At 68.2% G+C, this 13,459-nt stretch carries 12 protein-coding genes; 4 read left to right on the top strand and 8 right to left on the bottom strand.

All coding sequences use genetic code 11. From position 1 onward, the window contains the following. Positions 1-48: 48 nt before the first annotated feature. Entirely contained in the window at positions 49-1,179 is a 1,131-nt protein-coding gene (gene hpnI / locus HWX07_RS01190) for a bacteriohopanetetrol glucosamine biosynthesis glycosyltransferase HpnI (RefSeq protein WP_244129926.1), read from the top strand. Continuing rightward, a complete protein-coding gene (locus HWX07_RS01195) occupies positions 1,176-2,264 on the top strand; it encodes a lysylphosphatidylglycerol synthase domain-containing protein (RefSeq protein ID WP_175874860.1) in 1,089 nt (362 codons plus the stop codon). The genes hpnI and HWX07_RS01195 overlap by 4 nt, the downstream gene beginning before the upstream one ends. A gap of 79 nt (positions 2,265-2,343) precedes the next feature. Here the strand turns inward: HWX07_RS01195 and denD are convergent, their stop codons facing one another. From denD to HWX07_RS01235, 8 genes are all read right to left on the bottom strand, one after another. Continuing rightward, complete coding sequence (denD, locus tag HWX07_RS01200) at positions 2,344-3,315, bottom strand: D-erythronate dehydrogenase (RefSeq protein WP_175874862.1); 972 nt, start codon at positions 3,313-3,315, stop codon at positions 2,344-2,346. A gap of 28 nt (positions 3,316-3,343) precedes the next feature. Further along, positions 3,344-4,120, bottom strand: coding sequence for a 2-oxo-tetronate isomerase (otnI, locus tag HWX07_RS01205; RefSeq protein WP_175874864.1), 777 nt, complete (start codon positions 4,118-4,120; stop codon positions 3,344-3,346). 75 nt (positions 4,121-4,195) lie between these two features. Then, the gene (locus HWX07_RS01210) at positions 4,196-5,521 is read right to left on the bottom strand and encodes an MFS transporter (RefSeq protein ID WP_175808404.1); all 1,326 of its coding nucleotides are present in this window, start codon (positions 5,519-5,521) and stop codon (positions 4,196-4,198) included. Between the two features lie 131 nt (positions 5,522-5,652). Further along, positions 5,653-6,291 (bottom strand): aldolase, encoded by a 639-nt coding sequence (locus HWX07_RS01215; protein ID WP_175874865.1) that lies wholly within the window; start codon positions 6,289-6,291, stop codon positions 5,653-5,655. Continuing rightward, entirely contained in the window at positions 6,288-7,589 is a 1,302-nt protein-coding gene (otnK, locus tag HWX07_RS01220; RefSeq protein WP_175874867.1) for a 3-oxo-tetronate kinase, read from the bottom strand. The genes HWX07_RS01215 and otnK overlap by 4 nt, the downstream gene beginning before the upstream one ends. 19 nt (positions 7,590-7,608) lie before the next feature. After that, positions 7,609-8,499, bottom strand: a complete 891-nt coding sequence (gene ltnD / locus HWX07_RS01225) for an L-threonate dehydrogenase (protein ID WP_059575397.1) — start codon at positions 8,497-8,499, stop codon at positions 7,609-7,611. Between the two features lie 58 nt (positions 8,500-8,557). After that, complete coding sequence (locus HWX07_RS01230) at positions 8,558-9,262, bottom strand: FCD domain-containing protein (RefSeq protein WP_048989515.1); 705 nt, start codon at positions 9,260-9,262, stop codon at positions 8,558-8,560. Between the two features lie 186 nt (positions 9,263-9,448). Next, the gene (locus tag HWX07_RS01235; protein WP_175808401.1) at positions 9,449-10,522 is read right to left on the bottom strand and encodes a GlxA family transcriptional regulator; all 1,074 of its coding nucleotides are present in this window, start codon (positions 10,520-10,522) and stop codon (positions 9,449-9,451) included. Between the two features lie 286 nt (positions 10,523-10,808). On the opposite strand from HWX07_RS01235, the gene HWX07_RS01240 reads away from it, so the two are divergent. Both HWX07_RS01240 and HWX07_RS01245 read left to right on the top strand, forming a co-directional pair. Next, complete coding sequence (locus HWX07_RS01240; RefSeq protein WP_124556351.1) at positions 10,809-12,194, top strand: L-serine ammonia-lyase; 1,386 nt, start codon at positions 10,809-10,811, stop codon at positions 12,192-12,194. Between the two features lie 14 nt (positions 12,195-12,208). Next, positions 12,209-13,453 (top strand): sarcosine oxidase subunit beta family protein, encoded by a 1,245-nt coding sequence (locus HWX07_RS01245; RefSeq protein ID WP_006480591.1) that lies wholly within the window; start codon positions 12,209-12,211, stop codon positions 13,451-13,453. Positions 13,454-13,459: the final 6 nt, after the last annotated feature.

Raw genomic sequence — 13,459 nt, forward strand, 5'->3', positions numbered from 1 at the left:
GGGAGAAGCATGGTTCTGCTGCATGTGCTGCGCGCGCCGGTCGAGGCAATGTCGATCGTCTGCGGACTGGGGGCGTTGCTGGGCATGGTGTACACGCTCACGGCGAGCGTGCTGGTCGGCCGGTTCTTTGCGCGGGCGGCGACGGAGCCGCGCGCGTTTCCGGGCGTCACCGTCGCGAAGCCGCTGCACGGCGACGAATGGGATCTCGTACAGCATCTCGAAAGCTTCTTCACGCAGAATTATCCGGGGCCGGTCCAGCACCTGTTCGGCGTGCACGATGCGGATGACGCGGCACTCGCGGCCGTCGAGACGTTGCGCGCGCGGTACCCGCACGCGAACATCAAGGTGGTCGCCGATGCGCGGCTGTACGGACCGAATCGCAAGATCGCCAATCTCGTGAACATGCTCGAGCACGCGGAGTATTCGGTGCTTTGTCTCGCCGACAGCGACGTGCTGGTGGAGCCCGATTATCTGCGCGCCGTCGTGGGCGCGCTCCAGCAGCCGGATGTCGGCATCGTGACGAGCGTGTATCGCGGCGTCGCATCGCCGGGCTTCTGGCCCGCGGTTGCCGCTGCGATGACGAACTATCATTTCCTGCCGGGCGTGATCACCGGGCTCTTCATCGGGCGCGCGCGGCCATGCTTTGGCCAGACGATTGCAATCACGCGCGCGACGCTCGAACGCATCGGCGGGCTTGCGCGTTTCGCGCACCACCTGGCGGAAGACCACGCGCTCGGCGAAGCGGTGCGGCAGGCGGGCGCGCAGGTCGTCATTCCGCCGTTCGTCGTCGGGCATGCGTGCGTCGAGGAGACGTTTGCCCGGTTGTATACACACGAATTGCGCTGGAGCTGCACGATCCGCGCGGCGGATCGGCTCGGTCACCTCGGATCGGTACTGATGCACCCGGTGCCGCTTGCGCTGCTGGCGGCGCTGTTCTCCGGCGGCACGGCTCTCGCGTGCGCGCTGGCGGTCGCGGCGCTGGCGTCGCGCGCGTGGTTGTTGCTCAGCACGAGCCGGGCGACCGGTGCGGGCCTGCGCGGTGCGCTTTGGCTGCCATTCGTCGATCTGCTGCAATTCGCGATCTTCGTTTCGAGCTTCTTCTCGTCGCATGTCGTGTGGCGCGGCACGCGCTTTCGCGTCGACCGGGACGGTCTGCTGTCGGCGGCGGGGGAATCATGACGACGGAGCCGAACGCCGACGTCGCGCGTGCGGACCGGGGCGCCGGGCGCGGCGACGCACGGCTGCGGCATGCAGGGCGCGCGATCGCGCTCGTCGGGCTGGCGCTCGCTGTGTGGCTGGTCTGGCGCGAGCATCCGCAGGACATCCTGCATCGCCTGCGGAGCGCCGGCGCGGGGCTGCTGGTCGCCGCGCTTGCGCACATCCTGCCGATGCTCGCGAATGCGTGGGACTGGCGGATGCTGATCCGCGGCCCGCGCCGGCCGTCGTTCGCGACGATGCTGAAGCTCGTGTGGATCCGCGAATCGATCAACGGGTTGCTGCCGGTGGCGCGCATCGGCGGCGAGATCGTGTCGTTCGGCTTGCTGCGGCAGGCGGGCGTGCGGCCCGCGACCGCCGTGGCCAGCCTCGTCGCCGACATGCAGCTGACGCTGATCAGCCAGTTGATCTTCGCGCTGGTCGCGATCGGCTACGTGCTCGAACGCGTGTCGTCCGACGCCGCGCGGGTGGCCGCGCACCTCGCGATCGGCATGGCCGCGCTGGTGCCGGTGCTGCTGCTGTTCGCGCTGGTGCAGCACGCGCGGCCGTTCGAACGTGCGATGCGTGTGCTCAACCGCGTCACGAGCGGCAAGGTGGTCGCGCTGGTCGGCGAATCGGCGCGCACCGATCAGTCGATCCGGATGATCTGGAGAAGGACGGGCGTCGTCGTGCGCTATCTGGGGATCTGGCAGACGCTGCAGTTCGCGGGCTACGCGCTGGAAATCTGGCTGGCGCTGCACTTTCTCGGCGCGGATCCGACCTTCGCGCAGGCGCTCGCGATCGAGGCGCTGATCCAGCTCGTGAGCAGCATCGCGTTCCTGATGCCGGGCGGCCTGGGCGTGCAGGAGGGCGGGTTCGTGCTGATCGGCGGGCTGCTCGGGTTCGACCCGCCGACCTGCCTTGCTCTGGCCGGCGCGCGCCGCGTGCGTGACCTGCTGTTCTATCTGCCGGGCCTGCTCGCGTGGCAGCATGCGGTCGGCACGACGCGTTCGCCGGCGGGTGCAGCGCGCGCATCGATGCCCGTCGGGGAATCCGCCGGGCGCCGCTGATGCGGCTCGACGCTGCCGGCGTGCGGGGCGGGCAGCAGGCGCACCCATGGGGCCGCTTGCCGGCCGGGCGGCGCGGCCGTCAACGCCGTTCGTCGGCGATATGACTGCGGATCACGTCCGCGAACGAAGTATCGCCCTTCAGCCCGAGCGCTTCCGCGCGCGACGTATCCCAGCGGCCGGGCCAACTGCCGACGATCTTCTCGACGCGTTCGTCGGGCGCATGACGGATCAGCTTCACGACCTCGTCGCCCGCGACTTCGCGCAGCGCCGCGATCATCTCGTCGACCGACACCGATAGCCCCGGCAGGTTGATCACGCGCTTGTTGCCGAGCCGCGCGCTGTCGATCTCGCACCCGGCGACGAGCGCGTCGATCGCGCCGCGCGGCGACAGCAGCCACAGCCGCGTCGAGCCGGGCACCGGGCACACGCTTTCCTCGCCGTTCAGCGGCTCGCGGATGATGCCGCTCGCGAACGACGACGCGGCCGCGTTCGGGCGGCCAGGCCGCACGCTGATGGTCGGCAGCCGCAGCACACGGCCGTCGACGAAGCCGCGCCGCGCGTAGTCGCACAGCAGCAGCTCGGCGATCGCCTTCTCGGCGCCGTACGACGATTGCGGGTTGAGCGCGGTGTCGTCCTGCACGACGTCGGGCAGCGCGCCGCCATATACCGCGACGGAACTCGTGAACACGACGCGCGGCTGGTGGCCGCGCGCGCGGCACACTTCCAGCAGCGTACGCGACGCGTCGAGGTTGATCCGCATGCCGAGGTCGAAATCGGCTTCAGCCTGCCCGCTGACGATCGCCGCGAGGTGGAAGATCGCGCCCGTGCGCGTGTCGATCGCGCTGTCGAGCACCGCGCGATCGGCGATGTCGCCGACGATCGACGTCACGCGCGCATCGCCGAAATCGCAGCCCTTGACGACGTCGAGCAGCACCAGCTCGTCGATCTTCTCGATATGGCCGTCGGGGCCGGTCAGTTCGCCGCGCTCGAGCAGCTTGCGCGCGAGACGCTGGCCGAGAAAGCCGGCGCCGCCGGTGATCAGTACTTTCATGTTCTTTACCCTATGTGGAATACGGGAATTACAGATATGTCTTGATCCAGCCGAGGCCTTCCGACGTGCCGGCTTTCGGCCGGTATTCGCAGCCGATCCAGCCGTCGTAGCCGAGCGCGTCGATCACCGAGAACAGGTACGGGTAGTTGAGTTCGCCGATGTCCGGCTCGTGGCGCTCCGGCACACCCGCGATCTGGATATGGCCGATGCCCGCGAAATCGCGCTTGAGCTTCATTGCGAGATCGCCTTCGACGATCTGGCAGTGGTAGCAGTCGAACTGCACCTTCAGGTTCGGCGCGCCGACTTCCGCGCGGATCGCCTGCGCGTCGTCCTGGCGGCTCAGGAAGTAGCCGGGCATGTCGCGCTGGTTGATCGGCTCGATCAGGATCGTGATGCCGTGCGCGGCGGCCGCCTGCGCCGCATGACGCAGGTTCGCCAGATACGTATCGCGATGGCGCACACGATCGGCGCCCGGCGGCACCATGCCGGCCATCACGTGCAGCTTCTTGTTGCCGATCACACGCGCATAGTCGAGCGCCTGGTCGATGCCGCGGCGGAACTCGTCCTCGCGGCCCGGCAGCGATGCGATGCCGCGCTCGCCCGCGGCCCAGTCGCCCGGCGGCGCGTTGAACAGCGCCTGTTCGAGGCCGTGCGCGTCGAGGCGCGCGCGGATGTCCTCGGCGGCGAAGTCGTACGGGAACAGGTACTCGACGGCCTTGAAGCCGTCATGGGCGGCAGCGGCGAAGCGTTCGAGAAACGCGTGCTCGGTGTACATCATCGAGAGGTTGGCGGCGAAGCGTGGCATGGCAGCGGGTCCAGTGTATGAATGGGGCGGGGCGCCGGGCGCCCCGCGTCGAATGATGAATCGGCCAGCGGCGGATCAGCGGTTCACGAGTTTGGCGGGCGTGAGCCACACGGCGATCGCGCCGATCACGAGCATCGCGGCGAGCACGTACATGCCGGACGCGGTGCTGTGCGTGGCGTCCTTCAGGTAGCCGATCACGTACGGGCTCGCGAAACCGGCGAGGTTGCCGACCGAGTTGATGATCGCGATCCCGGCCGCGGCCGCGGAGCCCGCGAGGAACGCGGTCGGCAGCGACCAGAACAGCGGCGCGCAGGTCAGCACGCCGCCTGCCGCCAGCGACAGGAACACGATCGACACCGCCGTATTGTGCGAGTACGACGCGGCGACCGCAAACCCGATCGCGCCCATCAGCGCCGGCACGATCAGGTGCCAGCGGCGTTCGCGGCGCTTGTCCGCGCTGTGGCCGAACAGGTTCATCACGATGATCGCGACGACGAACGGAATCGCCGACAGCAGGCCGATCTGCAGCGTATCGGTGATGCCGGTCGATTTCACGAGCGTCGGCATCCAGAACGTGAGCCCGTACTGGCCGGTGACGAACGCGAAGTAGATCAGCGACATCCACCACATGCGCGGGTCCGAGAACACGGCCTTCAGCGAATGGCCGTGCTGTTGCTGTTCCTGCGGCTGCGCGGCGATTTCGTCCTCGAGCAGCTGCTTCTCGCGCTCGTCGAGCCACTTCGCGCCGCGGATGCTGTTGTCGAGATACAGGATCGTCGCGATGCCGATGAGCACGGCCGGCACGGCTTCGATCATGAACATCCATTGCCAGCCGTGAAAGCCCGAGCCGCCGTGGAAGCGCTCCATGATCCAGCCCGACAGCGGGTTGCCGAAGATGCCCGACACCGGAATCGCGGACATGAACACCGCGATGATCTTCGCGCGGCGATGCGACGGGAACCAGTACGTGAGGTACAGGATCACGCCCGGATAGAAGCCGGCTTCCGCGAGCCCGAGCAGAAAGCGCAGCACGTAGAACTGCGTCGGCGTCTGCACGAACGCGAACAGCGCGGACAGCAGGCCCCACGTGATCATGATCCGCGCGATCCAGATGCGCGCGCCGAGGCGGTGCATCAGCAGGTTGCTTGGCAGTTCGAACAGAAAGTAGCCAAGGAAGAAGATGCCGGCGCCGAGTCCGAACACGGTTTCGCTGAACGCGAGATCCTGCGACATCTGCAGCTTGGCGAAGCCGACGTTCACGCGGTCGAGATATGCGACCACGTAGCAGAGCATCAGGAACGGCACGATGCGCCAGAACACTTTCTTGTAGGTGCGGTCGAGTTCGCCCGATTGGGCGGCCGCGGCGGGCGAGCGGCTTGCGGCCGCGTCGAGAGCAGTCATCGTCGTCTCCAGGACTATGGTGTGCCGGCGGCGCGTACGCCGCCGGATCGTGTGTGTGCTGACGGAAAGGCCCGCGCACACGGCGGGCATGGAAATCGGTATGGACTACTGCGCGATCAAGGCGCGGCGCGTTACCAGCGCGCGCCGAAGGTCTGGCGCAGTTCGTCGAGCGCCGCGTCGGTCAGCGGTTCGGGCTTCGGCTGCGTCATCAGCCACAGCCGCGCCGTTTCCTCGAGCTCCTCGAGCGCGTACGACGCGTGCGATACCGACGGCCCCCACATCACGGGGCCGAGGCGATCGAGCAGCACGCCGCGCACCCGGTCGGCCAGCGCCGCGACTTCGGCCGCGACGGCCGGGTCGCCGGGGCGGCGGTAACGGATCAGCGGGATGTGGCCGACCTTCATCACGTAGTACGGCGTGATCGGCGGCAGCGCGTCGGTGTCGCGCCACACGCCGGCGAGCGTCAATGCGACGAGATGCGTCGAATGCGTGTGGACGACGCCGTGCGCCTGCGCGTTGCGCGCGTAGATGCCGCGATGCAGCGCGAGCGTCTTCGACGGCTTGCCGCCCGAGACGGGCTGGCCGTCGGTGCCGACCTTCGCGATGTCGTTCGGGTCGAGCCGGCCGAGGCAGGCGTCGGTCGGCGTGATCAGCCAGCCGTCATGCAGGCGCGCGCTGATGTTGCCGGCGCTGCCGACCGCATGGCCGCGCGCATACAGGCTCGCGCCGACCACGCAGATCTCTTCGCGCAGTTTCGCTTCGTCGCTCATCGTGCGGCTCCGTCCAGCGCGCGCAGCGCCTTGTCGAAAAAGTCCGTGGTGCCGAAGTTGCCGGATTTCAGCGCGAGGCCGAGCGGCTGCGCGTCGATGGTGGCCGTGGCGGGCACCCCCGGATCGATCTGCGCGCCGATCTGCAGCGACTTCACGTCGAGCGCCTGCACGACCGCGCCGGACGTCTCGCCGCCGGCGACGACGAACTTGCGCACGCCGAGTTCGCGCAGCCCGCGGGCGATCGCCGCGAGCGTGCTTTCGACGAGATGGCCGGCCGCGTCGACGCCGAGCGCCTGCTGCACGGCCTTCACTTCGTCGGGCGTGGCCGTTGCATAGATCAGCACGGGCTGCGGCAGGTGCGAGCGCGCGAAGGCGAGCGCCTGCTCGACGACGGGTTCGCCGCGCGAGGCCGCGAGCGGATCGATGCGAAAGCTCGGCCGCGTCGCGCGCCACGCGGCGACCTGCGCGTTGGTGGCTTTCGACGCGCTGCCGGCGAGCACGGCCGACAGGCCGTCGATGCGCGGCAGCGACGCCGCGTTGTCGCGCTCGGGCAACTGCTCCGCGCGACGGAAATTCGCGGGCAGGCCGAGCGCGATGCCCGAGCCGCCGGTGACGAGCGGCAGGCCCGCGCACGCTTCGCCGAGCACGTACAGATCGCGGTCCGACAGCGCGTCGGCGATCGCGAAACGGGCGCCTTCCGCGCGCAGCTGGTCGATCCGCGTGCGTACGGCGGCCGCGCCGAGCGCGATCGTGTCGTAGCGGATCAGGCCGACCGGCGACTTCGTCTGCCGTTGCAGCACGCGCACGAGGTTCGCGTCCTTCATCGGCGTGAGCGGATGGTTCTCCATCCCCGATTCGTTCAGCAGCACGTCGCCAACGAACAGGTGGCCGCGATAGATCGTGCGGCCGTTCTCCGGGAACGCGGGGCACGCGATCGTGAAGCCGCCGCCGGCCGCATCGAGCAGCGCGTCGGCCACCGGGCCGATGTTGCCCGCGTCGGTCGAATCGAACGTCGAGCAGTACTTGAAGAAGAACTGGCGGCACCCTTGCGCGCGCAACCATTCATACGCGGCGAGCGATTGCGCGACGGCGTCGGCGGCGGGGATCGTGCGCGACTTCAGCGCGACGACGATCGCGTCGGCGTCGACGATCGTATCGGCAGCGGCGCCGTCGGCGGGCACGCCGATCGTCTGCACGGTGCGCATGCCGCTCTTGACGAGCATGTTCGCGAGATCGGTCGCGCCGGTGAAATCGTCGGCGATGCAGCCGAGCAGGGGACGGGAAGCGGAAGCGGTCATGGCGAGAACGTCGTTCGAATCAGCGGGCGGGCGGCAGCGTGATGCCGGGGAAAGTCTTGATCACGGCGGAGTCGTCCTCGCCGCCGTGGCCGGCGCTCGACGCGCTCATGAACATCTGGTGCGCGGTGGCGGACAGCGGCAGCGGGAATTTGCTGCGGCGCGCGGTATCGAGCACGAGGCCGAGATCCTTCACGAAGATGTCGACGGCCGACAGCGGCGTGTAGTCGCCGTTCAGGATGTGCGGCACGCGGTTCTCGAACATCCACGAATTGCCCGCGCTGTGCGTGATCACGTCGTACAGCGCGTCGGCATCGACGCCTTCGCGCAGGCCCAGCGCCATCGCTTCGGCGGCGGCCGCGATGTGCACGCCGGCCAGCAACTGGTTGATGATCTTCACCTTCGAGCCGATGCCGTGCGCGTCGCCGAGGCGGTACACCTTGCCGGCGATCGCGGCGAGCACGTCCTCGCAACCGGCATACGCGGCGGCCGGGCCGGACGTCATCATCGTCATCTCGCCGGAGGCCGCGCGCGCGGCGCCGCCCGACACCGGCGCGTCGAGCATCTGCAGGCCGGCCGCTTCGATGCGTGCGCCGAGCGCGACCGCGAATTCGGGCGCGACGGTCGCGCTCGCGATCACGACGCCGCCCGGCTTCATCGCCGCGACCGCACCGTGTTCGCCGAACAGCACCGTTTCCGTCTGCGCGGCATTGACGACGAGCGTGACGACGACGTCGCACCGCGCGCCGAGTTCGGCCGGCGTCGCGCAGGCGATGCCGCCTTCGGCGGCGAACGCCTGCAATACGGTGTCGCGCACGTCGCATGCGTGGACACGCAGGCCGGCGCGCAGCAGCGAGCGGGCGACGCCGAGGCCCATCGCGCCGAGGCCGATGACTCCAACATTTCGTGACATGGTCAACCTTGTTCGATTCGGTAGAGGTTCCGGACAACGGCGGCGGGCGCCGCCGGCTTCAGCAGATGCCGGCTTCCGCGAGACGGCGGGCCGCGTTGTACATGTGCGTGCGTGCCGCGTTGCGGGCGGCCATCGGGTCGCGTGCGCGGATCGCATCGGCAATCGCCGCGTGCTCCTCGCGCACCTGCCGCGAGAAGTCCTCGCGCGTCGCTTCGTTGCTGCGCGTGACCTTCACGCCGGCTTCGAGGTACTGGTTCAGGAACTGCAGCGTCTTCAGGAAATACGGGTTGCCGGTGACGGCCGCGATCGTGCGGTGGAACGCGACGTCTTCCGCGACGCCGTCGCGCCCTTCGGCCACCGCTTCATCGATCTTGCGCAGCGCGTCGTCGATGTCGGCCATGTCGTCGGCGGTGTGGTGCAGCGCGGCCTCGGCCGCGACTTCCGCCTCGATCGCGCGGCGCACGGCGAGCAGGTGCGGGAGCGAACTCGCCTCGACGGCTTCCGCGTAGTCGATCCGCAGCGGCCGGATCGCGCCGTGCTGGTTCACGAACACGCCGCTGCCCTGGCGCGGCTCGACCACGCCTTCGTTCTTCAGCCGCGAGATCGCCTCGCGGATCACGGTGCGGCTCACGCCGAATTCCTGCGCGAGCACGGCTTCGGTCGGCAGCTTGCCGGTGGCCGAGAAGCTGCCCACTTCGATCTGCTTGAGCAGTTGCTGCGCGACATGGTCGCTCATCGCGCGGGCGGGGATTTTCTCGAACATGGGTGCTCAGGTTTGTAAGGTGATGTGGTCATCATACAAATTTGAGCGGACATCAGCATCCGGGATAACCCTCGTTGAAGAAGATCAACGTCGGTTAAATTGACTGAAACCGGTTCCAAAAGAATCGAAGCCGACGCAAACGTGTGTTCTGCAATCGATCAGGGAAGGCACGGGCCGCCGGGACCTTCAGTCGGCGATGTCCTCGACGGGGTCGGCCGACGCATCGGGCATCGCGGCTACTTCGGCCACGTCGCCGCCGCGCTCGCGATACGTCGCCGGCGGCACGCCGAACTGCTTGCGGAATTCGCGCCCGAGGTGCGACGCATCGGCGAATCCGCAGCTCGACGCGATATCGGCGACCGTGCGGTCCGAGCTCGTCAGCAGCCACGCGGCCGTGCGCAGCCGCACCTGTTTCGCGAAGGCCTGCGGGCTCTTGCCGGTCTCGGCCTTGAACAGCCGCTCGAGCTGCCGTGTCGACAGGTCGAGCTTGCACGCCAGCTCCTCGAGCGGCAGCGCACGCCCGACGTGCTGTTCCATCAGAAGAATCGCGCGCTTGACCTTCGGATGCGTCGCCGGCTCGAGGCCCGGCGGATGCGGCTGCGGCGCGTTGCCTTTCTGCATCTCGCCGACCAGCAGGATGCGCAGCGCCTTCTGCACGGTCGCATGATCGAAATGGCGCAGCAGGATCGCGGCGGCGACGTCGATCGACGCGCGGCCGCCCGAGCACGTGATCCGGCGCCGGTCGATCACGAACAGTCGGTCGGCGATCAGCAGATCGGGATCGGCGGACGGAAAGCGCTCGATGAAGTCCCAGTAATGGAACCAGCTCACGCAGGTGCGGTAGCCATCGAGCACGCCGGCGCGCATCAGCGTGAACACGCCGGTGCAGATGCCGACGACCGTCGCGCCGCCCGTCGCCGCGCGGCGGATGAAGTCGAGCGTTTCAGGGCCGGCCTGCGGCCCCGAATGCAGCAGCCCGCCGACCACCACCACATAGTCGAACGGCTCGGCCGCGTCGAACGTCTCCCACGGCGTGATCTGGATCCCGCAACTCGCGCGCACCGGCGCGAGCGTCTCGCCGATCACGCTCCAGGCGCAGCGCACCGGCTTGCTGTAGTCGCCGTCGTCGGCCGACAGCCGCAGCATGTCGACGAAGCCGGAGAAGGCCGTCAGCGTGAAATTCGGCAGCAGCACGATGCCGAAGCGGATGCGCCGCGGCGCGGGTTCTGCGAGGGGGGAAGCGGGTACGTCGGGGGTCATCGCGGCCAATCTCTTCACGCCGGGCAGGCGGTCTCACTCGTTTCACTCGGTTTGCGGGTTGCGGCGGCCGGAGGCGGCGCGGATGCAGCCAGCGTCGCCGATCGGCCGTGGCCGGACTTGTGGTTTTCCGTCGCGAACCATCGCCAAAACGCACTTTCGGGCCGGCCGGCGCGGCGCTTGGCGGCGCTATCCCACGCCGATGCCGTTTTTGTTCTATCGGCCGATTTTACGCTTTGATGTACTGGGGCCCAACGACATTTCACGCATGCAATCCAAAGGAAGCCAGATGAACGTCAGCGCGTTCGACCTGTTCAAGATCGGCATCGGCCCGTCCAGTTCGCATACGGTCGGCCCGATGATCGCCGCGTGCCGCTTCGCGTCGCACGTGGAGGACGCGAACCTGCTCGGCTTCGTGCGCCGCGTGCGGGTCGAGCTGTACGGCTCGCTCGGCGCGACCGGCAAGGGCCACGGCACCGACAAGGCGGTGCTGCTCGGTCTCGAGGGCCACCTGCCCGACACGATCGATCCGGACCTGATCGAGCCGCGGCTCGCCGCGATTCGCGCGGAGAAGTCGCTGTCGCTGCTCGGCAAGCAGACGGTGCGCTTCGACGAAAAGGAACACATCGGCTTCTATCGCAAGCTGATGAGCGGCACGAGCATCGTGCATCCGAACGGGATGCGCTTCCAGGCATTCGACGAGCACGGCCAGTTGCTGGTCGAGAAAGAGTATTACTCGGTGGGCGGCGGCTTCGTCGTGAACCGCGACGGCGATCGCGTGAACGGCGTGCGCGCGGCGGTCGAGGTGCCTTATCCGTTCCGCACCGGCGACGACCTGATGCGCCAGTGCCGCGAACACGGGCTGTCGATCGCCGAGCTGATGCTGCGCAACGAATCCGCGCTGCGCCCCGCCGACGAAGTGCGCGCCGGCCTGCTCGCGATCTGGCGCACGATGGCCGCCTGCGTCGAGCGCGGCTGCAAGGTCGAGGGCGACCTGCCGGGGCCGATGCGCGTGAAGCGCCGCGCGGCCGAGCTGAACGGCCGCCTGCGTTCGCGTTCCGAAGAGTCGCTGCGCGACCCGCTGTCGATGCTCGACTGGGTCAACCTGTATGCGATGGCCGTGAACGAGGAAAACGCGGCCGGCGGCCGCGTGGTCACTGCGCCCACCAACGGCGCGGCCGGCGTGATTCCCGCGGTGCTGCACTACTACGTGAAGTTCGTGCCGGGCTCGAACGAAGCCGGCATCGTCGAATTCCTGCTGACGGCCGCGGCGATCGGGATCATCTACAAGGAAACCGCGTCGATCTCCGGCGCGGAAGTCGGCTGCCAGGGCGAAGTGGGCGTCGCGTGCTCGATGGCTGCCGCCGCGCTCGCCGCCGTGATGGGCGGCACGCCGGACCAGGTCGAGAACGCGGCCGAGATCGGCATGGAGCACAACCTCGGGATGACCTGCGATCCCGTAGGCGGGCTCGTGCAGATTCCGTGCATCGAGCGCAACGCGATGGGCGCGATCAAGGCGCTGAACGCGTCGCGCATGGCGCTCAAGGGCAACGGCCAGCACTACGTATCGCTCGATTCCGTGATCAAGACGATGCGCGAAACCGGCGCCGACATGAAGACGAAATACAAGGAAACGTCGCGCGGCGGCCTCGCCGTGAACGTCATCGAATGCTAACGAAGGATCCAAACATGAGCCGCTACTCGATATTCAGCCTGTTCCGCAACGGCCTCTCGTATCACGAGAACTGGGAAAAGCAGTGGAAGAGCCCGGAGCCGAAGAAGGAATACGACGTCGTGATCGTCGGCGGCGGTGGTCACGGCCTCGCGACCGCGTACTACCTCGCGAAGGAGCACGGGATCACGAACGTCGCGATCCTCGAGAAGGGCTGGATCGGCGGCGGCAACACCGCGCGCAACACGACGATCGTGCGCTCGAACTATCTGTGGGACGAATCGGCCGCGCTGTACGAGAAGGCGATGAAGCTGTGGGAAGGGCTGTCGCAGGATCTCAACTACAACGTGATGTTCAGCCAGCGCGGCGTGATGAACCTCGCGCACACGCTGCAGGACGTGCGCGACACCGAGCGCCGCGTGAACGCGAACCGGCTGAACGGCGTCGACGCGGAATTCCTGACGCCCGCGCAGATCAAGGAAATCGAGCCGACGATCAACCTGAACAGCCGCTATCCGGTGCTCGGCGCGTCGATCCAGCGCCGTGCGGGCGTCGCGCGTCACGACGCGGTGGCCTGGGGCTTCGCGCGCGGCGCGGACCGCGCCGGCGTCGACATCATCCAGAACTGCCAGGTGACGGGCATTCGCCGCGAAGGCGGCGCGGTGGTCGGCGTCGATACGGTGAAGGGCTTCATCAAGGCGAAGAAGGTCGCGGTGGTCGCGGCCGGCAACACGACGACGCTCGCCGACATGGCCGGCGTGCGTCTGCCGATCGAAAGCCACCCGCTGCAGGCGCTGGTGTCCGAGCCGATCAAGCCGGTCGTCAACTCGGTGATCATGTCGAACGCGGTGCACGCGTACATCAGCCAGTCCGACAAGGGCGACCTCGTGATCGGCGCCGGTATCGACCAGTACACGGGCTTCGGCCAGCGCGGCAGCTTCCACATCATCGAAAGCACGCTGCAGGCGATCGTCGAGATGTTCCCGGTGTTCTCGCGCGTGCGGATGAACCGCCAGTGGGGCGGCATCGTCGACGTGTCGCCGGACGCGTGCCCGATCATCACCAAGACCGATGTGAAGGGCCTCTATTTCAACTGCGGCTGGGGCACTGGCGGCTTCAAGGCGACGCCCGGCTCGGGCTGGGTGTTCGCGCACACGATCGCCCGCGACGAACCGCATCCGCTGAACGCGCCGTTCGCACTCGACCGCTTCTACACGGGCCACCTGATCGACGAGCACGGCGCTGCCGCCGTCGCGCACTAACCGCAC

The organism is Burkholderia sp. BCC0097 (assembly GCF_902832985.1).
GTDB classification, from domain to species: Bacteria; Pseudomonadota; Gammaproteobacteria; order Burkholderiales; family Burkholderiaceae; genus Burkholderia; species Burkholderia orbicola.